Raw genomic sequence first — 22770 nt, 5'->3', positions numbered from 1 at the left:
CTCCACGGTAGACCTTCGGCTCGCATCGCCGTCCGCCGCGCAGTAATTTTGGTCAGGTGCGATTAGGAGTGCTCGACGTGGGCAGCAACACCGTTCATCTGCTGGTGGTCGACGCGCATCGGGGCGGTCATCCGACGCCGATGAGTTCGACGAAGGCGGTGCTGCGGCTGGCGGAGGAGATCGACGGCACCGGAAAGATGACCAAGGCCGGTGCGGATTCGCTGACCGCGACAGTCAAGGACTTCACCCGGATCGCCAAGGCCTCGGGCTGCGAGCAGGTGATGGCCTTCGCGACCTCCGCGGTACGCGACGCCACCAACACCGGAGAGGTCCTCGACCAGGTCAAGAAGGCCTCCGGGCTCACCGTCGACGTACTGGAAGGCGTCGACGAGGCGCGGCTGACCTCCCTCGCGGTACGCCGCTGGTACGGCTGGAGCGCGGGCCGGATCCTCACCTTCGACATCGGCGGCGGCAGCCTGGAGATGACCAACGGGGTCGACGAGGAGCCGGATGTCGCGCTGTCGCTGCCGCTCGGCGCCGGGCGGCTGACGCGCGAATGGCTGCCCGGCGACCCGCCGAGCAAACGTCACGTCTCGGTGCTGCGGGACTGGCTCGACGCCGAGCTGAAGCAGCCCGCCAAGGAACTCCGTGCCGCGGGGAAGCCGGATCTGTCGGTGGGTTCGTCGAAGACCTTCCGGTCGCTGGCGCGTCTGACCGGTGCCGCGCCCTCCGGTGCCGGGCCGCGGGTGCGACGGACGCTCACCGTGAGCGGCCTGCGTCAACTGATCGCGTTCATCTCGCGCATGAGGGCCGCCGATCGCGCCGATCTGGAGGGGGTCAGCGCCGATCGCGCGGCGCAGATCGTGGGCGGCGCACTGGTGGCGGAGGCGGCGATGAGGGCCACCGGTGTGGATACACTTGAGATCTGTCCGTGGGCTCTGCGGGAGGGCGTCATTCTCCGTCGTCTGGATGCGGAGCCGGCCGGGGCGATGGTGAGCACCGGCTAGTCGATCGACTTTTTACGGGGGTACCCCAGGTATGGCGAAGGATTCCGAACCACGCGCGAAGCCGATCACGGTCTCGGAACTGATCGCTCGATCCGAGTCGAGCGGTTCCGCGTTTCCCAAGTCCGACGAGGACGACCGCCCGACGCGACCGGTCATCGGGGCATCCGGAATGCCGTCGCACGTTCCCGCCGCACCGAAGCTCCCCGACCCCGTAGACGACGCCGATCCGAATGTGGTGACCGGAATCATCCCCATCGTCGACGACGATGACGAGTCGCCGCTGGCGCCGGTGCCCGGCGACGATCTGGTCGGCGTCGACCTGCCGCCGCTGGAGTACCGGTCGGCCGTCACCGATCCGGGCCTGGAGCCGGACCCCGATCTGGTCGGTACCGCGCAGTTGAGCCCGATCACCGACTCGGCGGCCGAGCCGGTGGCCGGCGACGACGTCGCCGACGATCATCGCCGTGTCGCGTCGGCCGCCGATCTGGAGGCCGCGGAGGCCGAAGAGGCCCAGGCCGAGATGGAAGCCCAGCAGCGTGCCGAACACCTCGCCGAAGAGGAGTCGGAGAAGCGCAGGAAGTCGCACAGTCCCTCCGCACTGATGGGCTGGCTGAGTCTGATCGCCGAGGTGGTGATCGGTCTGGCTGCCGGTGCCGGTCTGTTCTGGGGCTTCACCGAACTGTGGAAGCGCTACATCTACCTGGCGCTGATCCTGGCCGTCGTGGTGATCTTCGCGATCGTCACCTTCGCCCACGTCCTGCGGAAACGAGATCTGCCGACCACATTGTTGGCGCTCGGCGTCGGAATGCTGGTGACCATCGGGCCACTGGTCCTTCTGGCGGCCTGAGTCGGTCCCGGTGTCGCAACTGCGTTTCCCGATCCCGATCGGGCTGTCCACCGCGTCGGTCTACCCGCAGAGCACCGAAGCAGCGTTCGGCTACGCCGCCGATCTGGGCTACGACGGGGTCGAGTTGATGGTGTGGGGAGAGGGCGTGAGCCAAGACATCGCCCACGTCGCCCATCTGTCCGCTCGGTACCAGGTGCCGGTGCTCTCGGTCCACGCGCCGTGCCTGCTGATCTCGCAGCGCGTGTGGGGACGTGACCCGAAGGCCAAGCTGCGGCGATCGGTGCAGGCGGCCGAAGACCTGGGGGCGACGACGGTCGTCGTCCACCCGCCCTTCCGCTGGCAGCGCGACTACGTGCGCGGCTTCGACGATCTCGTCAAAGAACTGGAGGCCTCCTCCGATGTGGCGGTGGCCGTGGAGAACATGTTCCCGATGCGGGCCGACAGGTTGTTCGGCGCCGGTCACAAGGCGGCCAGGCGGATGGCCGAGCGGGGCGGGTCTCCGGGACCGAGCGCGTCGGCCTTCGGTAAGTCCATCGATCCCACGGTGGACGGATACGAGCACTACACCCTCGACCTCTCCCACGCCGCGACGGCAGGCGCCGACGCCCTCGCTCTGCAGACGCGGATGGGAGACGGACTCGAGCATCTGCACCTCACCGACGGCACCGGCGCCGCCCACGACGAGCACCTGATCCCCGGGGACGGCTCGCAGCCGTGCATCGAAGTGTGCAGAAGGCTCGCCGACAGCGACTTCTCCGGCGCCGTGATCCTCGAAGTGCACACCGGATCGGCGCGGACCCGGAGCGAGCGCGCCGCGATGCTCGCGCGGTCTCTGGACTTCGCCCGCACCCATCTTCACCGCGACCCGAAGGACACTCGGCATGACGACTGATCTGGCCTCCCTGACCGACCTGGAACCGATCGGGGTGAGCTCGGACGGCCGTGCGACCTATCGAGCCCGGATCGATCCGGTCTTCACGATCGGGCCCAAGGTGCACGGCGGGAGCGTTCAGATGGTGGTCGCGGCCGCCGCCGAGCGTGCCTACCGCGATCTGGGCGGGCCGGACCCGCAGGCGGCGGTCCTGGCCGTCTCGAGTGATTTCCTCCGGGCTCCGGATCCGGCGGAGGTCGACGTGACGGTGTCGTTGGTGAAGACCGGCGCGACCGTGTCGCTGGTGCGAGTCGATGTGCGCCAGGACGAGCGCGTCTGCGTGACGTCCACGGTGACGCTCGGGCGCCCGGATCACGGAGACGCGCGCTACCGGGGCCACTCGAGCGTCGGTGACCTGCCGGCCGCCCCGCCGGCGGGCTCGGCCGACCTCTACTCCACGCCGGTCGGCGAGGTGGTGCATCTCGGGGCGGCACTCGACGTGGTTCTGGACATGGACCGTTTCCCGGCGCTTCGCGGCGAGACCGGCGACCCGGTGGTCCGCGGCTGGACTCGACCCAAATGCGCCGACCGCCTGCCCGTCGCCGTGAGCGCGGGGTTCCCGATCCTGGTGTGCGACCTGTCTCCTCCGGTGGTGATGAACCTCGGTATGTTCGGCTGGGCTCCCACGGTGCAGCTGACCACCTACCTGACCAGAGTCCCCGCTCCCGGATGGCTGCGATTCGCGGCCGAGAGCCAGGAGGTGGGGCAGCGGATGTTCGCCGAGGACCACATCGTGGTGGACTCGACCGGTGCGACGGTGGCTCGCTCGCGGCAGCTGGCACTGACTCCCGCCGGGCGATGACTCTCCCCGGCGCTGATACGCAAGACTTCGACAAACTGTGAAAGGTAGTGATCGCACATGACCGAGCGGGTCGCGATTATCGGTGGCGGCAAGATCGGCGAGGCACTCCTCGCCGGACTGATCAGTGCGGGGAAACCCGTCAAAGACCTGGTGGTCGCCGAGCGCTCGCCGGAGCGGTCGGCCGAGTTGGTCGCCGACTACGGCGTCCGGGTCTCCGACGACATCCCCGATGCCGTCGAGGGGGCGCGCGTGGTCTTCATCGCGGTGAAGCCGGACGCCGTCGACATGGTGCTGCAGAAGCTGTCCGTCGCCGAGGACAACGGCGAACTGGAGCGGATCACGGTCACCCTCGTCGCAGGTATTCCGACGCCGCGGTACGAGGCGGCGCTGCCCGCCGGCTCTCCTGTCATCCGCGTGATGCCGAATACGCCGATGCTGGTGAACGAGGCCATGTCGGCGGTCAGCCCCGGCCGGTACGCGGAAGACGACCAGGTGGCGCTCACCGTCCGCCTCCTCGAATCGGTGGGCAAGGTGATGGTGGTGCCCGAGAAGTTGATGGACGCCGTCACCGCCATCTCCGGCTCCGGTCCGGCGTACTTCTTCCTGATGGTGGAGGCGATGATCGACGCCGGTGTGGCGCTCGGACTGACCCGTCCGCAGGCGAGCGAACTGGCCGTGCAGACGATCAAGGGAGCCGGGTTGCTCCTGAGCGAGTCGGGACTGTCGCCGGTGGAACTGCGCGCGGCGGTCACCTCGCCCGCCGGTACCACCGCGGCGGCGTTGCGCGCGTTCGAGCGCGAGGGCCTGCGACATGCGGTGAACGAGGCCACGCTGGCTTGCGCGGAGACGAGCGCCAAAACTGCACGTCGAGTGGAAGTTGAGGGTTCGGGCGGAGGCGTCCAGCTGGGCGCCGAGACCGCAAGCGAGCAACAGTAGCGCCTCAGCCTGCGCTTATCCGGGATCTGCCGTCGGCGCGGCGAGTTGCACCCCTGGGATTCCGCCACTCACGTCGCACTTTTCACATTGGTCACGCTAGGCTGCTAGCAGCACGTACGTGTCTGATGTCCGCCGGAGGGGAAGCCGGTGGCCGCGATGCGTGCACTGAAGGTTGGTATTTTCATGGCTGCTGCAGAAAAGCCCGGCGAACGGAATGAATTCACTGATCGCGGAGTCGGCAACTCCTCCGCCACGCAGTTCCTCACCGTCGCCGAAGTCGCATCGCTGATGCGAGTGTCGAAGATGACCGTGTACCGACTCGTCCACAACGGTGAACTGCCGGCTGTGCGCGTCGGCCGGTCGTTCCGCGTTCACGCCAAGGCCGTGCACGAATACTTGGAGACCTCGTACTTCGACGCCGGCTGACCGGTCGAGATCGCCTGCGATCCCCCTCGCGCCCCGCGCCGAGGGGGTTTCGGCGTCTCTCCGGAGGATCCGCCCGAACGGTGGCGTGGGGCTGATTAGCCTCACGTTCGTCCGATCGGTAAGATTATCCGTCAGGTCGCTGTCGCCTGGTTGCAACCCCTGTCGGCGACGGCCCGGCATGAGTCCTCGGGCCAGGCCACATGAGTTCATCAGTACCGATCGTGAGGGAGACCCCATGGGTTCCGTAATCAAGAAGCGCCGCAAGCGCATGTCGAAGAAGAAGCACCGCAAGCTTCTGCGCCGCACGCGAGTCCAGCGCCGCAAGCTCGGCAAGTGAGCCACTCAGAACCCGCCCTCGTGGCGGGTTCTGTGCTTTGCGGGGTCGGCGATAAAGTGGGCCCATGACCGAGGACCGGAGTGGCGAGCAGTCGCCGCGCTCAGTGCTGGTGACCGGGGCGTCCACCTTCCTGGGCGGGTACCTGGTCACCCGATTGGCGGCGAACCCCGACATCGAACGGGTCGTCGCCGTCGACTCCCGAGTGCCGACCAAGGTGCTGATGCGCCGGATGGGACGCGCCGACTTCCTGCGTCTGGACATCCGGCGTCCGGCGATCGCGAAGGCCATCGCGAGCTACGACGTGGACACCGTGGTGCACGCGGCGCCGTCGATCCTCGACAGCGTGGAGCACACCGCCGCGATCAAGGAGCTCAACGTGGTCGGCACCATGCAGGTCTGCGCGGCGTGTCAGCGGAGCCCGTCGGTGCGGCGGCTGGTGCTGCGTTCGAGTGCGATGGTCTACGGTGCGGGGCCCAGCGACCCGGGCTTCTTCTCGGAGGGCACGCCGGCGCGCAAGGAGCCGCGGCGGGGCTACGGTCGCGACCTGATCGACATGGAGGGCTATGCGCGCGGACTCGCGCGGCGCCGACAGGACATCGACGTCTCGATCCTGCGGTTCCAGTCGATCCTCGGCCCGCGGATCCGGACCCGCATGAGCGCGTATCTGTCGCTGCCGGTGGTGCCGACGGCCTTCGGGCGTCAGCCCCGGTTCCAGTTCCTTCACGAGGAGGACGCGCTCGCCGCCCTCGAGCACGCCACCCTGAACCGGCGTCCGGGGACCTTCAACATCGCAGGCGACGGTGTGGTGACGCTGTCGCAGTCGGTGTACCGCGCAGGACATCTGAAACTTCCGGTGCCGGCAGGGTTGATCTCGCCGCTGACGGGCGTGCTGCAGGGCGGCGGCCTGCCGGGCATACGGTCGGAGAACACCTCGTACCTGTCCTACGGGCGGGTTCTCGACACCACGCGGATGCGGACCGAGCTCGGCTTCGTTCCGCGGTATTCGTCGCTGGAGACGCTCGACGATTTCATCGAGCGGGGCGGAAGCGAGCCGGTGATCTCGTCGGAGACGTGGCGGGCGTTGGAGCATCAGGCCGTTGCGGCGGCGACGCGGCTTCAGTAGACCGGTGTCGCGCGCATACGATATGAGCAGGGTTTTCCAGAGCGGGGGTATCGAAGATGGCAGCGGCCGAACGGCCCGGTGATTCGCGTACGGCGAAGGTCATCGCGCTCTACACGGATCCGAACGCGCAACGACGTTCAGCGGGAACCGGGCATCCGAACACCGACGGTTTCGGCCGCCCCGCGGCCGGCGTGACGCCGATCCACGAGGGCATCGAACTCCACGACGAACCATCCGCCCCGGTCGAACCGGTGCGGCATTCGCCGCTGTTCAGTCTCGGTGGGCTGCGCGGGGCGATCGCGGACTCGCTGATCGCCACCAGCGGGTTCATCAGGGAACGGCTCACCGGCGACTACGAGGTGGACGAGTTCGGTTTCGACCCGCACTTCACCGAATCGGTCTTCTTCCCGGCAGTGCGCCAGGTGTACGAGAAGTGGTTCCGCGTCGAGGTGACCGGAGTCGAGAACCTGCCGACCGCAGGAGCCGGCCTGCTGGTGGCGAACCATGCGGGATCGATCCCGATCGACGCGGTGATCACCTCGCTCGCCGTGCGCGACAACCATCCCGAGGGCAGGTACCTCCGACTGCTGGCCGCCGACATGGCGTTCGAGACGCCGGTGGTCGGAGACCTGGCCCGGCGGGTGGGCGCGACCCTGGCGTGCAACGACGACGCCGACGCGCTGCTGCGTCGCGGGGAGCTCACGGCGGTGTGGCCCGAGGGGTACAAGGGCATCGGCAAGCTCTACAAGGACCGCTACAAGCTGCAGCGCTTCGGCCGCGGCGGATTCGTGACCACCGCATTGCGCACCGGTGCGCCGATCATCCCGGTCTCGATCGTCGGATCGGAGGAGATCTACCCGATGATCGCCGACCTGAAACCGCTGGCGCGGGCACTCGGGCTGCCGTACTTCCCGATCACGCCGCTGTTCCCGTGGCTGGGGCCGCTCGGCGTGATCCCCCTTCCGTCCAAGTGGCACATCCACTTCGGCAAGCCCATCCGGACCGACGGTTACGACGAATCGGCCGCCGACGACCCGATGACCGTCTTCGACCTCACCGATCACGTCCGCGAGGAGATTCAGCAGACCCTCTTCCGGATGCTGAGCCGCAGGGGCTCGGTCTACCTCGGCTAGCGGCACCGCCAGCCGGCCACCGCGCACTGGTGATCGGCGTCGCTGCCCGCCGCCAGGACCGTTCCGTCGGCTCGCAGGCCCAGGCTGTGCTCCGCGCCCGCCGCGACGGCGACCACATCCCGCCACGACGACACGGCGCACTGTCCGCGACTGTCGTCGCCCGCGGCCAGCACACGTCCGCGCTCGTCGACTCCCAGCACGTGGTGGCTGCCCGCGGCGATGTCGACGATCCCTCGCCATCGGCCCGTCTCGGCCAGGCCGTCGCCGGTGGTCAGCACCCGGCCGTCGCGGGTGACCGCCACCGTGTGCAGAGAGCCTGCGGCGACAGCGCGGACCCGTCGCCAGTCCGCGACCTCGCACTGGCCGCGACGATCGTTGCCCGTCGCGACCACGGTGCCGTCATGGCGGAGGCCCACTGAGTGCCAGTCTCCGGCCGCAACAGCCACCACGTCTCTCCAGCAGCCCACCGCGCACGCACCTTCCGCGGTGCGTCCGGCGGCCGCCACCGTCCCGTCGGCCAGGACCCCGAGGGTCCGGCGCCAGCCGGCGGCGATGGCGACGACCCCGGTCCAGTCGGAGACCTCGCACTGGCGGTCGCCGTTCCACCCGGTCGCCGTCACCGTCCCGTCGGCGCGCAACCCGACGGTGTGCGAGCGGCCGGTGTTGGCAGCGGCGTGGACGTTGCCCGCCGCCACGGCGACCACCTCACGCCAGTGACTCACGGCGCACTCGGGAGAATTCGGCCTGCCTGCGGCGACCACGCGGCCGTCCCGCCGCACTCCGACGGAGTGGCGGCGCCCGGCCGCGATGACGGGATGCGGATTCACCGCCGGGTCACCTGCGGCGCAGCACCTTCGATGCGACCGCGGCCGCGCCGCCCGCGGCACCGACCACCATGGCGGTCTGCACGCCGTACTTCGCCGCTTTGCGTGCGGTGCGGAAGTCGTACTGCTCCCAGCCCCGCACGCGGGCGATATCGCGCAGGTCGGGGTCCGGGTTGATCGCGACGGCGGTGCCGACCAACGAGAGCATCGGAACGTCGTTGTGCGAGTCGGAGTACGCGGTGCAGCGTTTGAGGTTGAGGCCCTCGCGGACGGCGATCGTGCGGACCGCGTGAGCCTTGCCCGGACCGTGCAGGATGTCGCCGACGAGCCTGCCGGTGAAGACGCCGTCGACGCTCTCGGCCACGGTTCCGAGCGCGCCGGTGAGCCCGAGCCGCTTGGCGATGGTCTGTGCGAGTTCGACCGGAGTGGCGGTGACGAGCCAGACCTGCTGTCCCGCATCCAGATGCCGTTGGGCGAGCGCCGCGGTGCCCGGCCAGATCTTGTCGGCGATGTACTCGTCGTAGATCTCCTCGCCGAGTCGGACGAGTTCGGCGGTCTCACGCCCGGCGATGAACGACAGCGCCTTGTCTCGGCCCTCGGCGACGTCGCCGGCGTTCTCCTTGCCGGTGATCCGGAACTTGGCCTGCTGCCACGCGAATTCCATGATGTCGGTGTAGGAGAAGTAGTTCCGTGCGGCCAGGCCGCGGGCGAACAGCACGATCGACGCACCGTGCACCAGCGTGTTGTCGACGTCGAAGAAGGCGGCTCCGGTCAGGTCGGTGACCTGGCCGCCGTCCGTGTCGGGGGTCCGCGCGCGCAGTGATTCGATCGCGGCCTTCGCGGCGGCCTCGCCGGCGAGCACCTGGCGGAGTTCGCCGGCCGTCTGGCGGAACCGGCCGGCGCGCTGGGAGATCCATTCGCCGACCCGTCGAGCGTCCTCATCCTCCGAGCGCTCCTCCGCGCGGCCGGCCTCGCTCTCGTCCGGACCGTCGAGCAGGCCGCCGTCCCGGTCCTCGCGCGGTTCGTCGTCGTGCGCCACGTCGTACTGCTCCGCCTCCAACTCGGCGGCCTCGTGCCGGTCCGCCTCGAGCTCGGCCGCCTCCTCGGCGGTGAGGTCCTCCGAATCGGGACGGTCCATCGAGTCGCGGCTCACGGGCCACCCTCCTTCTCCTGGGCGGAATCGGTCGGCGTCCAGCCTATCGCGGGACGGGGCCGGTCGCGCCGGGCCCGTGCGGGGTGGACGGCGGTGATCTTTCGTACACTCGCGGTGTGGAAGCAGTCGTCGAATTGATGTCGCGCACCGGATGTTCGGCGTGTGCCCGCGCCGAAGAGGAACTGCGGGGGATCCTGGCCGACTACGGGCTGGCGATGCAGGTGATCGACGTCGATCGACGTGCACGGGAGGGCGACCCGCTGCCGCGCGCCGAGTACGGCGACCGGCTCCCGGTGGTCGTCCTGAACGGCGTCGAGCACAGTTACTGGGAAGTCGACGAGGGCCGTCTGCGTGCCGACCTGGAGGCCCTGCGGTAGCGGCCGCGGTGTGCGTGCGAGCGTGCATTTGCCTGTGCGCTTGATCTAGCCTGAAAACTGTATGTCCACTCGGCCGACCGGGCCGGGGCTGGAAAGAGGAGCGAGCACCGGCGGGTGGTCGGCGGGCATCGAGGTGTCTCCGGCGACGGCGGGTGGGAGGCGTGTCACTGTGAGTGTCTTGTTGTTCGGCGTGTCCCATCGGAGTGCTCCGGTATCGGTCCTCGAACGACTCGCCGTCTCCGACTTCGACCGCCCGAAGCTGGTCGACGCGCTGTTGTCCTCACGCACCGTCTCGGAGGCCATGCTGGTCTCCACCTGCAACCGAGTCGAGATCTACGCCGTCGTGGACGCTTTTCACCCCGCCCTCGAAGCCGTCGGCAGGGTGATCGGAGACCACAGCGGGCTCTCGGTCGCCGAACTCACCGACCACGCCTATGTGCGGTACTCGGAGGCGGCGGTGGAGCATCTGTTCACCGTGGCCGCGGGGCTTGACTCGATGGTGGTCGGCGAACAGCAGATCCTCGGGCAGATCCGGTCCGCGTACTCCGACGCCGATGACAACCAGTCGGCGGGCAGCACGCTGCACGAGCTGGCGCAGAAGGCGCTCCGGGTCGGCAAACGCGTCCACACGGAGACCGGCATCGACCGCGCAGGCGCCTCAGTGGTCTCGGTGGCCATCCATCGCGCCAAAGCCATCCGGGGCGATCAGGCGCCGATCCGCCGAGCCGTCGTTCTCGGTGCCGGCGCCATGGGGTCGCTGGCGACGAGCCGGCTGGCCGGCGACGGCGTCACCGACATCACCGTCGTCAACCGCACCGCGGCGCGCGCGGACGAGGTCGCCGCGACGGTGGCGGAGAAGTACGGGATCACCGCGCGCGGAGCCACTTTCGACGACATCGCGACGGTGATGGCCGACGCCGACATCGTCGTCACCTGTACCGGTTCGGTGGCCGCGGTGGTCCAGGTGGGCGACGTGCACTCCGCGCTGACTCGACGGACCAACGTGGCACCGCTGATGATCTGCGACCTCGGTCTCCCGCGCGACGTGGATCCCGCCGCGGGCCGGCTGCCCGGCGTGCACATCGTCGACATCGAGGGTCTGCGCGGCGACGACCAGACCCGCGCGGCCGAAGCCGATGCGCTCGCGGCCCGCTCCATCGTCGCGGGCGAGCTGGCCGAGTACCTCGCGGTGCAGCGTCAGGCGGAGGTCACCCCCACCGTCGCCGCACTCCGTCAGCGGGCCGCGGACGTGGTGGAGGCGGAGATCCTGCGACTCCAGAGCCGGTTGCCGGACCTCGACAGTGGCCAGCGCGACGAGGTGGCCAAAGCAGTGCGCCGCGTGGCGGACAAACTGCTGCACGCCCCGACCGTTCGGGTCAAGCAGCTCGCGTCGTCCGGTCGCGGTGACCACTACGCGGAGGCACTCCGCGAACTGTTCGAACTCAAGCCCGGGGCGGCCGAGTCCGTCGCGGCTTCCGAGTCGGGCATCGACGAACTGCGCTGACCGCTCCGGTCGGCGCAGGCATCACCACATCCAGCAGAACAGGACGAGTCAATCGTGCAGGATTCCGCCAGCCGGACCATTCGCATCGGGACCCGCGGGTCGCTGTTGGCGACCACGCAGGCGCAGGACATCGCCGACCGGCTCACGGCGGCCGGGCACCCCGCGGAGCTGAAGATCATCAGCACCGCGGGCGATACGTCGACCGCGCCGGTGGCGCAGATCGGCGTCGGCGTCTTCACCACCGCGATCCGGCTGGCGTTGCGCGCCGGCGAATGCGACGTCGCGATCCACTCGTACAAGGATCTGCCCACCGCGCCCGAGGACGATCTCGCCATGGGTGCGGTGCCGACTCGGGTGGATCCCCGAGACGCGCTGGTCAGCCGCGGTGGCATGGTGCTCGGTGAGCTGCCGAGCGGCTCGGTGATCGGCACCTCGTCGCCCCGACGTGCCGCGCAGCTTAGAGCACTGGGTCTCGGTTTGGAAATTCGCCCCCTAAGAGGCAACCTTGATTCTCGGTTGGGCAGAGTCGCGAGCGGTGAGCTGGACGCGATTGTGGTAGCCCGAGCCGGGCTGGTGCGGATCGGCAAGGCCGATGTCGTCACCGAGGCACTTGACCCCTTGGTCATGCTGCCGGCACCGGCACAGGGCGCCCTGGCTGTGGAATGTCGTTCCGACGATGCCGAACTGGTGAGAATTCTCGCCGAGTTGGACGATCCGTCCACCCGCGCAGCGGTCGACGCCGAGCGTGCGGTACTCGCGGCCCTGGAGGCCGGGTGCACCGCGCCGGTCGGTGCGCTTGCCGAGGTGGTCGAATCGATCGACGACGATGGGCGCATCTTCGCCGAACTGTCGCTCCGTGCGGTGGTGGCGGCCGAAGACGGATCCGAAGTGATCCGGGCTTCGGTGGTGGGCCCGGTCGATCGGGCCGCACAACTCGGCAAGGACCTCGCCGCCGAACTGCTCGAGCTCGGTGCCGCCGCACTGGTCCCCAAGGGGGACTAGCCCGCGGCCACGCCGAACCCGCGCAGTAGGAGAACCTTTATCCCGCCGTGGCGGGGTAGGAACGAACTGCAGCCCCGGGGGCGGGGCAGGAGAGTGCGAACGCATGAGCCGTACGAAGAATGCTAATCCCGGCCGGATCCTGTTCGTGGGGTCGGGTCCCGGAAATCCGGATCTGCTTACCGTGCGAGCGCAAAACGTCCTGGTGAACGCGACCTCCGCGTACGTCGATCCCGACGTGCCCGCCGGTGTGCTCGCGGTGATCGGTTCGGCGCACGCCGTGGCCGAGCCCGCGCCGACCAGGGCCGGCCGCAAGGCCGCCGCCGAGCAGGCGTCCGAGGCGCCCGAGGTGACCAAGCCCGCGCTCGGTGATCCCGCGCAGGTCGCCAAGACGCTCGTCGCCGAGGCCAAGACCGGAGTCAACGTCGTTCGCGTGGTCGCGGGCGACCCGATGAGCTCCGACGCCGTTCTCGCCGAGGTCACCGCCGTGGCCCGGACCAGCGTGCCCTTCGAGGTGCTGCCGGGCATTCCGGCGGCCTCCGCCGTCCCGAGCTTCGCCGGCATGCCGCTGGGATCGGGTCACACCGTCGCCGACGTGCGCGGCGACGTCGACTGGGCGGCTCTGGCCGCGGCACCCGGCCCGCTGATCCTGCACGCCACCTCCGGCCACCTCGCCGAACTCGCCAGCGCGCTGACCGAGCACGGTCTCGCGCCGCAGACACCGGTCGCGATCACCGTGAACGGCACCACCTGCGCGCAGCGGACCATCGAGGCGACGCTGGCGACCCTCAACGAGAACGGCAACGCTCTCAACGGCCCCCTGGTGGTCACCGTCGGAAAGATCGTGACCCAGCGGGGCAAGTTCTCGTGGTGGGAGTCGCGGGCGCTGTACGGCTGGACGGTCCTGGTGCCGCGCACCAAGGACCAGGCGGTCGACATGAGCGATCGACTCGTCTCGCACGGAGCCATCCCCAAGGAGGTGCCGACCATCGCGGTGGAGCCGCCGCGCAGCCCGGCGCAGATGGAGCGCGCGGTGAAGGGCCTGGTGGACGGCCGGTACCAGTGGGTCGTGTTCACCTCCACCAACGCTGTTCGCGCCGTCTGGGAGAAGTTCGCCGAGTTCGGTCTGGACGCGCGCGCCTTCTCCGGTGTGAAGATCGCCTGCGTCGGAGAGGGGACCGCGGCGAAGGTCCGCTCGTTCGGTGTGGAGCCGGAACTGCTGCCGACCGGCGAGCAGAGTTCGCTCGGCCTGCTCGAGGTGTTCCCGCCTTACGACGAGGTCTTCGACCCGGTGGACCGCATCCTGCTTCCGCGTGCCGACATCGCCACCGAGACGCTCTCGGAGGGCCTGCGCGATCGCGGTTGGGAGATCGACGACGTGACCGCGTACCGCACCGTGCGCGCCGCACCGCCGCCCGCCGAGACGCGCGAGATGATCAAGACCGGCGGCTTCGACGCGGTCTGCTTCACCTCGAGCTCCACCGTCCGGAACCTGGTCGGCATCGCGGGCAAGCCGCACGCACGGACCATCGTCGCGTGCATCGGTCCCAAGACGGCCGAGACGGCGGTCGAGTTCGGTCTGCGCGTGGACGTGCAGCCCGAGACGGCGTCGATCGTCGATCTGGTCGACGCGCTGGCCGCACACGCCGCACAGCTGCGTGCCGAGGGGGCGCTGCCTCCGCCGCGCAAGAAGTCCCGACGTTCGCGGTCGTGAGGTGAGCTAGCGAGATGACCGGGCCGTTCATCCGCCCGCGCCGGCTGCGGCAGACCCCCGCCATGCGGCGGCTGGTCGCCGAGACCCGGCTGCATCCGTCCCAGCTGGTGCTCCCGATGTTCGTCGCCGACGGCATCGACGAGCCCCGGCCCATCTCCTCGATGCCCGGCGTGGTGCAACACACCGTCGACTCGCTGCGCGCCGCGGCGCACGACGCGGTCGACGCGGGAGTCGGTGGACTCATGCTGTTCGGGGTACCGCGAGCCGAGGACAAGGATGCGACCGGTTCGGCCGGCGACCGCCCCGACGGAGTGCTGAACCGCGGGCTCGAGGCCCTGCGGGCGGACTTCGGCGACGAGACCGTCCTGATGGCCGACACCTGTCTGGACGAGTTCACCGATCACGGACACTGCGGGGTGCTGACCGAGAGCGGTGACGTCGACAACGACGCCACCCTGCGCCGATACGAGTCGCTCGCCGTCGCGCAGGCGCGGGCCGGTGCGCACGTGGTGGGGCCGAGCGGGATGATGGACGGCCAGGTGGCCGCGATCCGCGACGCTCTCGACGCCGAGGGCTTCATCGACATGACCATTCTCGCGTACACAGCCAAGTACGCTTCGGCGTTCTACGGGCCGTTCCGGGAGGCCGTCGATTCATCACTCGTCGGCGACCGCCGCACATATCAGCAGGATCCGGCGAACCGGCTGGAGTCCGCGCGCGAACTGCTCGCCGACCTCGAAGAGGGCGCCGACATGGTGATGGTCAAACCCGCCATGAGCTACCTCGACATCGTCCGGGACGTCGCCGACCGGACCGACGCGCCCGTCGCCGCGTACCAGGTCAGCGGTGAGTACGCGATGATCGCCGCGGCCGCCGAGCGCGGCTGGATCGACTTCGACGCGGCCATCGACGAATCGGTGCTGTCGATCGCCCGCGCCGGTGCGTCGATCGTGCTGACGTACGCCGCGCCCGAGGTGGCGCGTCGACTCGCCCGCCGGTGATTAGGCTGGAGTCATGACCGCTCCTGGACTGCCGACTGCGGACCCGACCGCGCCACCGCGACGACCGGAGACGATCCGGCTGGCGGTGCAGCTGTGGGTGGCTGTGATCGTCTTCCAGATCGTCGCCGTCGCGTCGCGATTCAACGTCCTCAAGGCAAGCTACGAGAAGCAGGCCCGAGAACTCAGCGACCGGATGAACGAGCCGTCGCTGACCGAGAACATGGGCGTGACCGTGCTCGTCGGGATCGTGGTCATCGTGGTACTGCTGACCGCCGTCGCCGCGCTGCTGATGTGGTTCACCTACTCCGGCCGGACCTGGGCCCGACTGCTCCTCGGCTGGGTGAGCGCGTTCCTGACCGTCGAACTGGTCTTCGCGGTGATCGGTCTGTTCGTCGACACCCAGGGCGGTTCGGATCTGCCGGAGGCACCCGCGTGGGGAATGGTTCCGACCATTCTCGGCGGTGTCTGCGCCGTGGGCGCCCTCGCTGCGCTGATGCACCGCGACAGTGCGGCGTTCTGCCGCGAGGTCGCTGCATACCGTTCCCGCAACCGGCAGAATGGCGCCCGATGATTGACATTCCTTCTCGACGGAGGCCGGAGCGGCCCGATCCCAAGGATCGGCCGGCGCTGGTGGTGTGGGCCCTGCGCCTGTGGATGATCTCGGGTGCCCTGCTGATCGCGCTGGGCGTGCTGGGAGTGATCGCCGACGCGATCAAGCTCGGTTTCGATTTCGGGGTCCTGGCGATCGACGTGCTGGTGATGCTGCTCGGCCTCGCCTACTTCCTGCTGGGCGCCAAGACCTATCGGGGAGCGGTGCAGTGGCGGTCGTCGCTGTCGGCTCTGACGTGCGTGGTGGTCGCGATGCTCCTGCCGTTGACCATCGGCTTCCAGAGCGGTGGTCTGGCCCTGGTGCTGGCATCGGCGGTGGTGGGTCTGTTCGGCTCCGTGCTCGCGTACCGCCCGCAGGCCGACCGCTGGTTCAAATGTCGACTCGGTGACTGCCCCGAGCCCGATTCACCCGAGTCCGCTCCCTCCGCGCCCGATTCGCCCGGAGACGGTCGTCCCGGTGAGTGAGGACGCCGCACCGGACCGGAGCGAGGACCACCGGGAGCCGGGCGCCACGCTGCTTCGCGAGCCCGGCGGCAGTTGGTGGGTGGTCGCGATCGGGCCGGTGTTGATCGTCGGGACCCTCGTCATGGAGATCCTGGGCAAGGGACGCATCCACTGGGAGGTGCTCACCATCTTCGGTGTGGTCCTCGTCGGTTTCTCCCTGCTCCAGGTGATCGCGGCGCGACAGCACGTGTCGATGCACCTGACCGAGACCACCCTTCGCGAGGGCACGGAGACCATCGATATCGCCGACATCGTCAAGATCTTCCCGGAGAACAACGGCGTAGAGCCGCAGGACTGGGAGAGCGCGCCGGCGCTCGGCGAACTGCACGCCGTGCCGCGCCGCCGGAAGGGGATCGGCCTGCGGCTGGCAGACGGCCGGCTGGTCCAGGCCTGGGCCCGCGACGTCGACCGTCTGCGAACCGAACTGACCGAGGCTCATCTGGCCGTCAAGATGGGTCTGCCACCGAAGGGGAACCGGTAACTCTTGGCTGTGACACCGACGCTGCGGGGAGCGCTGGTATCGGCATCGGTGGCCGTGGTGGCGCTCGTCGCCATCGTCGCCGGTGCCGTGTGGATGATCGATGCGACGCCCCATGACCATCCCGAGCCGGCAGCGCCTGCGATGCGCCCCGCACTCGTGCATCTGGGCGACAGCTACGCCTCCGGTGCGGGCACGTCGCCGCTGGTGGAGGATTCCCCGCTGATGTGCCAGCGGTCGGCGGTCAACTTCGGCGAGACGGTCGGGCGGATGCGCGGCCTGAAGGTCACCGACGTCTCGTGCGCGGGCGCGACCACCGACGATCTGAGCGCCTCGCAGTACGACGGGGTGGCTCCGCAACTCGACGCACTGGGACCGGACACCGCATACGTGACGGTGATGATCGGAGGCAACGACTCCGCCCTGTTCACCACGCTGGTGGGCGAATGCACCCGGCTGGCCCAGGACGATCCGACCGGAGCACCGTGCCGGAGCGCGCTCGGCAGGCGACCGTTCCGGGAGATCTCGGCCGGGACCGGACCGGCCGTCGCGGCAGGTCTGCGGGAGATCCGCAGCAGGGCGCCCCGGGCGGAGGTCTTCATCGTCGGCTATCCGTGGTTGATGCCGGAGAAGACCACCTGTCGGCCGGCCGTCGGCATCGCCGACGGCGACGCCGAGTACGTCCACCGGGTCGAGGCCGCGCTGAACGGCGCGATCGCCGCAGCCGCGCGGGAGACCGGTGCGACGTACATCGACATGGCCGCCCGTTCGATCGGTCACGAGGCGTGCAGCCCGCGGGGCATGCGATGGATCGAGCCGCAGATCGGCGCCGATTCGCCGATCGTCATGCATCCCAACGAAGCCGGTCAGCGCGCGATCGCGGATGCCGTCGCGCAGCACATCCGCTAGCGCGGCGTGCCTGAGGCCCCCTTTAGCGCACCAACCTGGGAATATGCTCAGAACCGGCACTGCGGTGTGACGGAGTAGGCAGCGATTGGGCCGAGCGGCTCTGATTTGGAACACTGGAGGCCATGGCCGCACCTCTCGACGATCCCGTGCAGAACACCGCCGTCAGCGCACAACTGTTCAAACGGGCGTCGCAGGCGGTTCCCGGAGGAGTGAACTCGCCGGTCCGCGCCTTTTCGTCGGTCGGCGGCGATCCGCGTTTCATCACGCGAGCGCAGGGCTGGAAGCTCACCGACGCCGACGGGAACGACTACGTCGACCTCATCTGCTCGTGGGGACCGATGATCCTGGGTCACGCGCATCCGGCGGTCGTCGAGGCGGTGCGGGAGGCCGCCCAGACGGGTCTGTCGTTCGGCGCGCCGACCGTCGGCGAGATCGAGTTGGCGGAGGAGATCATCGACCGAGTCGATCCGGTCGCGCGCGTCCGGCTGGTCAACTCCGGCACCGAGGCGACGATGTCCGCGGTCCGTCTGGCGCGCGGGTTCACCGGCCGCGCCAAGATCGTCAAATTCGCCGGCTGCTACCACGGGCATGTCGACGCCCTGCTGGCCGACGCCGGCTCGGGCGTCGCCACGCTGGGCCTGCCGACCTCGCCGGGCGTCACCGGAGCCGCCGCGCACGACACGCTCGTCCTGCCGTACAACGATCTCGCCGCCGTGGAACGGGCGTTCGCCGAGCACGGTCCCGACATCGCCGCCGTCATCACCGAGGCCGCCGCGGGCAACATGGGCGCCGTCGCCCCGGTCGCCGGGTTCAACGAAGGCCTGCGGCGCGTGACCGCGGACAACGGCGCGCTGCTCATCATGGACGAGGTGATGACCGGCTTCCGCGTGAGCCCGGCCGGTCACTACGGTCTCGACGGTGTGGCCGCCGACCTCTACACCTTCGGCAAGGTGATGAGCGGAGGGCTGCCCGCTGCCGCGTTCGGCGGTCGGTCGGAGGTGATGGACCACCTGGCTCCCATCGGCCCCGTGTACCAGGCCGGGACATTGTCCGGCAACCCGGTGGCGGTCGCCGCCGGTCTCGCCACCCTGCGCAACGCGACCGCCGATGTGTACGCCGCACTCGACGCCAACGCCGACCGTCTCGCGACGATGATCGGCGACGCCCTCACCGAGGCGGGCGTGGCGCACCGGGTCCAGAAGGCCGGGAACCTGTTCAGCGTCTTCTTCACCGATCCCGACGACCCGGCCGATACGCCGATCGTCGATTACGACGGCGTCAAGGCCACCCAGACCTGGCGCTTCGCACCGTTCTTCCACGCATTGCTCGCGCGCGGCGTCTACCCGCCGCCGAGTGCCTTCGAAGCGTGGTTCGTATCCGCAGCGCTCGACGACGAGGCCTTCTCGATCATCGCCGACGCACTGCCGGCCGCCGCGGCTGCCGCGGCCGCCGCGAGCAATCCCGGGGAGGGAGTCCGATGAAGACGATCGTCCACCTGATGCGCCACGGCGAGGTGCACAATCCCGAGGGCATCCTCTACGGCCGTCTCCCCGGCTACCGGCTGTCGGACACGGGCCGGGCCCAGGCTCAGCTGGTGGCCGATACGCTGGCCGACCATGACATCACCCATGTCTTCGCGTCGCCCCTGCAGCGGGCGCAGGAGACGGCGACGCCGATCGCGAAGGCTCACGGCCTCGAGATCACGACGGTCACCGATCTGATCGAGGCAGACAATCAGTTCGAGGGTCTGAAGGTCTCGGTCGGCGACGGCGCGCTCAGCAAGCCACGGCACTGGCTCAAGCTGCGGGACCCGTTCACCCCGTCGTGGGGTGAGCCGTACATCCAGATCGCCCACCGCATGCTGGCCGCGGCCAGCACGGCGCGTGACGCGGCGCGCGGACACGAGGCGATCTGTGTGAGCCACCAGCTGCCCGTGTACACGCTGCGCCGCTTCCTCGAAGGCCAGCGCCTCTGGCACGACCCGCGGGTGCGGCAGTGCTCCCTGGCCTCGCTGACCACGCTCATCTACGACGACGACGCCCTGGTCGACATCGTCTACTCGGAGCCGGCCGGCGAATCGGACCCCCGGGTCACGGGAGCATGACCGGCGGTCGGGCGAGGCCGGGCCGGCGGACCGCCGCCGCACTGTGCGCGGTCATCGCCGCGGCGGGCCTTCTCGCGGGATGCAGCACCGGCGACGACGCGGTCGCGACGGAGAACGGCAACCAGTTCGTCTCTCCGGGCGGTAAGACCGTCATCGAATACGACCAGGGTTCGCGCCGTGACATCGGCGATGTCAGCGGCGAGGATCTGACGGGCGACGGCACCGTGAAGTTCTCGGACTTCAAGGACAAGGTGATGGTCGTCAACGTCTGGGCGTCCTGGTGCCCGCCGTGCCGTACCGAGTTCCGCGACTTGGAGAAGGTGTACGACGAGACCAAGGACCGCGGTGTTCAGTTCGTCGGCATCAACTTCCGGGACTCACGGTCGAGCGCGCAGGACTTCGTGACCGATCGCAAGGTCCCGTACCCCTCGATCTACGACTACGGCGGCGCCAGCCTGGCCGCGCTCGGCGTCCCGGTGGGAGTGGTGCCGACGACGGTGATCCTGGACCGGCAGCACCGCCCGGCCAAGGTCTACTTGCGTGCGATCACCGAGGACGAACTGCGTGATGCGGTCGTCAAGGTGGCCGAGGAAGGTCCGGCGCCGCAATGACCGAGACTCACCTGGCCGATCTGGGCGCCTCCTTCGCCGGAACGGTCACCAGCGGCCCGCTGCTGCTCGCGCTCGGGGTGTGCATTCTGGTCGGCCTGATCTCGTTCGCCTCTCCGTGCGTGGTGCCGCTGGTCCCCGGATACCTCTCGTACCTCGCCGGGCTGGTCGGCGCCGAGGCACCGGCGGTGAGGGCCGACGAGGACCGCAAGGCCGGACGCTGGCGCGTGGTGGGGGCGGCCGGGCTCTTCGTCCTCGGCTTCACCATCGTGTACGTGCTGGCCACCGCCGCGCTCTTCGGCGTCACCTCGGTGTTCCTGGACACCGACCGGCTGCAGCTGATGCAGCGCATCGGCGGCGTGTTCACCATCGTCATGGGCCTGGTGTTCATCGGCATGATCCCGTTCCTGCAGCGTGACAAGCGGATGACGCCGCGCCGCTACTCCGGCGTCATCGGCGCCCCGATCCTCGGCGCGGTGTTCGCGGTCGGCTGGATCCCGTGCAGCAGTGCGACGCTCGGCGCCGTGATCGGCGTCGCGATGAGCACCGACGGCAACACCCCGGTCCGCGGTGCGCTGATGGTGGCCGCGTACTGCTTCGGACTCGGCATCCCGTTCATCGTTCTGGCCTTCTCCTCGGCCTGGGCGGTCCGCAGCCTCGGCTTCGTCCGCAGGCACGCGCGGACCATCCAGATCATCGGCGGAGTACTGCTGATCGTCGTCGGCGTGATGCTGGTGGGCGGCTGGTGGAACGAGTTCGTGGACTGGATCCGGATGTCCCTGATCACTGACGTGGAGCTGCCCGTATGACCCAGCCCGTCCGACCGTCCGTCCTCTCGCGGTTCGTCGTCGCCCCGCTGCGCAAGACCTGGCGCGGACTGACCTCGATGCGTACCGCGCTCGCGCTGCTGTTCCTGCTGGCGCTGGCCGCGATCCCGGGGGCGCTGCTCCCGCAGCGCGACCTCAACGAGCAGAAGACGCTCAAGTACATCGCCGATCACGGCACGCTCGGCACCTGGATGGACCGCCTGCAGCTGTTCGAGGTGTTCTCCTCGGCCTGGTTCACGGCGATCTACCTGCTGCTGTTCATCTCGCTGGTCGGCTGCCTCACGCCGCGCACCTGGGAGCACTACAAGGCGCTGCGGACCCGGCCGGTCAAGGCCCCGCGGAACCTCGCCCGGATGCCCCGGCACATCACCGAGACCGTCGACGGCGAGCCCGCCGAGGTGGCCGATCGGATCACCTCGAATCTGCGCGGCTGGCGGACCGAGGTCCGCACCGTCGAGCCGTCGGCGCGGTACCCGAAGGGTGCGGTGGAGGTCTCCGCGGAGAAGGGCTACCTGCGCGAGTTCGGCAACCTGGTGTTCCATTTCGCGCTGTTGGCGCTGCTGGTCACGATCGCCGTCGGCAAGCTCTTCGGGTACGAGGGCAGCCGAACGCTGGTCGCCGACGGCGACCAGGTGCTCTGCAACACCTCGACCGCCGTATACGACTCGTTCCGGTCCGGATCGATGGTCGACGGGACCGGGCTCAAGCCCTTCTGCATCCGCATCGACCACTTCGAGGCCAAGTTCCTGCCCAGCGGGCAGCCCGACATGTACGACGCCACGATGGCGTACACGACCGATGTGACGGCTCCGCCGAACACTTGGCCGACGACGTCCGTCCAGGTCAACAAGCCGCTAAGGATCGCAGGCGACCGCGTGTACGTGCTCGGCAACGGATTCGCTCCGACGTTCACCGTCACCTTCCCGAACGGCCAGACCAGGACCGAGACCACGCCGTTCATCCCGCAGTCGACGCAGACCATGCTGTCGGAGGGCGCGGTGCGGTTCGACACCCCGGCGGGCCTGTATCCCGACGAGGACGAGCGCCGCAAGCACCAGGTCGCGATCGAGGGGCTGTTCGCCCCCGACGCGGTGTTCCCGCACGCGAACCTGCTCGACTCGGTCTCGCCGGTTCCGAACAAGCCCGCGGTCGCCATTCGCGTGTACCAGGGTGACACCGGACTGGACACCGGCCGTCCGCAGAACGTTTACTCGCTGGACCAGACCCTGATCGATCAGGGCCGGCTCAAGCAGAAGGCGTCGGTGAACCTGTCGCAGGGGGCGGACACCGTTCTCCCCGACGGCACTCGGGTGCGGTTCGACGGCTACCAGCGCTGGGTGTCGGTTCAGGTCTCGCACAATCCGGCGCAGACCGGCGTGCTGATCTCCGCGATCGTGATGGTCGCGGGCCTGGTGGTCTCGCTCATGATCCGGCGCAGGCGTATCTGGGCTCGGATCGTGCCTGGTGCCGACGGCGATGAACGACGTACTGTAGTAGAAGTGGCCGGCCTGGCCAGGACCGACCAGGCGGGTTGGGGCGACGGATTCGAAGAGCAGGCTCGCGGACTGCTCAAGACGGATGCGCCGAAGAACCGGGCCAAGCTCTGATGGCTCCGGT

General features: G+C 69.3%; 25 protein-coding genes. 23 read left to right on the top strand and 2 right to left on the bottom strand.

Annotated features, from left to right (window positions below):
• Positions 1–56 precede the first annotated feature (56 nt).
• The 9 genes from ABFX36_RS15735 (at position 57) to ABFX36_RS15695 (ending at position 7542) form a co-directional block, all read left to right on the top strand.
• Positions 57–1007, top strand: a complete 951-nt coding sequence (locus tag ABFX36_RS15735) for a Ppx/GppA family phosphatase (RefSeq protein ID WP_346077284.1) — start codon at positions 57–59, stop codon at positions 1005–1007.
• 31 nt (positions 1008–1038) lie between these two features.
• On the top strand, positions 1039–1854 hold the full coding sequence (locus tag ABFX36_RS15730; protein WP_045536873.1) for a hypothetical protein: 816 nt from the start codon (positions 1039–1041) through the stop codon (positions 1852–1854).
• Between the two features lie 10 nt (positions 1855–1864).
• Positions 1865–2746: a sugar phosphate isomerase/epimerase family protein gene (locus ABFX36_RS15725; protein ID WP_082083863.1), complete on the top strand. Its 882-nt coding sequence runs from the start codon at positions 1865–1867 to the stop codon at positions 2744–2746.
• Positions 2736–3587: a thioesterase family protein gene (locus ABFX36_RS15720; RefSeq protein WP_045536875.1), complete on the top strand. Its 852-nt coding sequence runs from the start codon at positions 2736–2738 to the stop codon at positions 3585–3587. Before ABFX36_RS15725 ends, ABFX36_RS15720 begins: the two co-directional genes overlap by 11 nt.
• 57 nt (positions 3588–3644) lie before the next feature.
• A complete protein-coding gene (proC, locus tag ABFX36_RS15715; protein ID WP_006894296.1) occupies positions 3645–4523 on the top strand; it encodes a pyrroline-5-carboxylate reductase in 879 nt (292 codons plus the stop codon).
• 183 nt (positions 4524–4706) lie between these two features.
• Complete coding sequence (locus tag ABFX36_RS15710; protein ID WP_039866574.1) at positions 4707–4949, top strand: helix-turn-helix domain-containing protein; 243 nt, start codon at positions 4707–4709, stop codon at positions 4947–4949.
• 235 nt (positions 4950–5184) lie between these two features.
• Positions 5185–5286, top strand: a complete 102-nt coding sequence (locus ABFX36_RS15705; RefSeq protein WP_003402602.1) for a 30S ribosomal protein bS22 — start codon at positions 5185–5187, stop codon at positions 5284–5286.
• A gap of 64 nt (positions 5287–5350) precedes the next feature.
• The gene (locus ABFX36_RS15700; protein ID WP_045536878.1) at positions 5351–6409 is read left to right on the top strand and encodes an NAD-dependent epimerase/dehydratase family protein; all 1059 of its coding nucleotides are present in this window, start codon (positions 5351–5353) and stop codon (positions 6407–6409) included.
• Between the two features lie 56 nt (positions 6410–6465).
• Positions 6466–7542, top strand: coding sequence for a lysophospholipid acyltransferase family protein (locus tag ABFX36_RS15695; RefSeq protein ID WP_006894299.1), 1077 nt, complete (start codon positions 6466–6468; stop codon positions 7540–7542).
• On the opposite strand, the gene ABFX36_RS15690 is transcribed toward ABFX36_RS15695, so the two are convergent.
• Positions 7539–8369 (bottom strand): RCC1 domain-containing protein, encoded by an 831-nt coding sequence (locus ABFX36_RS15690; RefSeq protein ID WP_045536880.1) that lies wholly within the window; start codon positions 8367–8369, stop codon positions 7539–7541. The two genes, ABFX36_RS15695 and ABFX36_RS15690, sit on opposite strands and share 4 nt — an antisense overlap.
• 7 nt (positions 8370–8376) lie before the next feature.
• Positions 8377–9519: an HAD family hydrolase gene (locus ABFX36_RS15685; RefSeq protein WP_346077125.1), complete on the bottom strand. Its 1143-nt coding sequence runs from the start codon at positions 9517–9519 to the stop codon at positions 8377–8379.
• 137 nt (positions 9520–9656) lie between these two features.
• Here ABFX36_RS15685 and ABFX36_RS15680 point away from each other — a divergent pair, with 137 nt between their 5' ends.
• From ABFX36_RS15680 to resB, 14 genes are all read left to right on the top strand, one after another.
• Entirely contained in the window at positions 9657–9896 is a 240-nt protein-coding gene (locus ABFX36_RS15680; protein ID WP_006894302.1) for a glutaredoxin family protein, read from the top strand.
• 169 nt (positions 9897–10065) lie between these two features.
• Entirely contained in the window at positions 10066–11400 is a 1335-nt protein-coding gene (locus tag ABFX36_RS15675; RefSeq protein ID WP_006894303.1) for a glutamyl-tRNA reductase, read from the top strand.
• A gap of 54 nt (positions 11401–11454) precedes the next feature.
• Positions 11455–12402, top strand: a complete 948-nt coding sequence (hemC, locus tag ABFX36_RS15670; protein WP_006894304.1) for a hydroxymethylbilane synthase — start codon at positions 11455–11457, stop codon at positions 12400–12402.
• Positions 12403–12505: 103 nt separating this feature from the next.
• Entirely contained in the window at positions 12506–14113 is a 1608-nt protein-coding gene (locus ABFX36_RS15665) for a bifunctional uroporphyrinogen-III C-methyltransferase/uroporphyrinogen-III synthase (protein WP_006894305.1), read from the top strand.
• 14 nt (positions 14114–14127) lie between these two features.
• Complete coding sequence (gene hemB, locus ABFX36_RS15660; protein WP_346077122.1) at positions 14128–15114, top strand: porphobilinogen synthase; 987 nt, start codon at positions 14128–14130, stop codon at positions 15112–15114.
• 13 nt (positions 15115–15127) lie between these two features.
• Complete coding sequence (locus tag ABFX36_RS15655; protein ID WP_006894307.1) at positions 15128–15685, top strand: hypothetical protein; 558 nt, start codon at positions 15128–15130, stop codon at positions 15683–15685.
• Complete coding sequence (locus ABFX36_RS15650) at positions 15682–16188, top strand: hypothetical protein (protein ID WP_006894308.1); 507 nt, start codon at positions 15682–15684, stop codon at positions 16186–16188. The genes ABFX36_RS15655 and ABFX36_RS15650 overlap by 4 nt, the downstream gene beginning before the upstream one ends.
• Entirely contained in the window at positions 16181–16708 is a 528-nt protein-coding gene (locus tag ABFX36_RS15645) for a hypothetical protein (protein WP_045539283.1), read from the top strand. The genes ABFX36_RS15650 and ABFX36_RS15645 overlap by 8 nt, the downstream gene beginning before the upstream one ends.
• Positions 16709–16717: 9 nt before the next feature.
• On the top strand, positions 16718–17614 hold the full coding sequence (locus ABFX36_RS15640; RefSeq protein ID WP_231650277.1) for an SGNH/GDSL hydrolase family protein: 897 nt from the start codon (positions 16718–16720) through the stop codon (positions 17612–17614).
• Positions 17615–17736: 122 nt separating this feature from the next.
• Complete coding sequence (hemL, locus tag ABFX36_RS15635; protein WP_346077120.1) at positions 17737–19095, top strand: glutamate-1-semialdehyde 2,1-aminomutase; 1359 nt, start codon at positions 17737–17739, stop codon at positions 19093–19095.
• Positions 19092–19718: a histidine phosphatase family protein gene (locus ABFX36_RS15630; protein ID WP_006894312.1), complete on the top strand. Its 627-nt coding sequence runs from the start codon at positions 19092–19094 to the stop codon at positions 19716–19718. The genes hemL and ABFX36_RS15630 overlap by 4 nt, the downstream gene beginning before the upstream one ends.
• A complete protein-coding gene (locus ABFX36_RS15625; RefSeq protein WP_006894313.1) occupies positions 19715–20329 on the top strand; it encodes a TlpA family protein disulfide reductase in 615 nt (204 codons plus the stop codon). Before ABFX36_RS15630 ends, ABFX36_RS15625 begins: the two co-directional genes overlap by 4 nt.
• Positions 20326–21135: a cytochrome c biogenesis CcdA family protein gene (locus ABFX36_RS15620; protein ID WP_006894314.1), complete on the top strand. Its 810-nt coding sequence runs from the start codon at positions 20326–20328 to the stop codon at positions 21133–21135. The genes ABFX36_RS15625 and ABFX36_RS15620 overlap by 4 nt, the downstream gene beginning before the upstream one ends.
• Complete coding sequence (gene resB / locus ABFX36_RS15615; RefSeq protein ID WP_062366318.1) at positions 21132–22760, top strand: cytochrome c biogenesis protein ResB; 1629 nt, start codon at positions 21132–21134, stop codon at positions 22758–22760. Before ABFX36_RS15620 ends, resB begins: the two co-directional genes overlap by 4 nt.
• Positions 22761–22770: the final 10 nt, after the last annotated feature.

This window comes from Gordonia cholesterolivorans (assembly GCF_039531975.1).
Classification (GTDB): domain Bacteria; phylum Actinomycetota; class Actinomycetes; order Mycobacteriales; family Mycobacteriaceae; genus Gordonia; species Gordonia sihwensis.
This window is presented reverse-complemented; position numbering and strand designations above follow the sequence as displayed.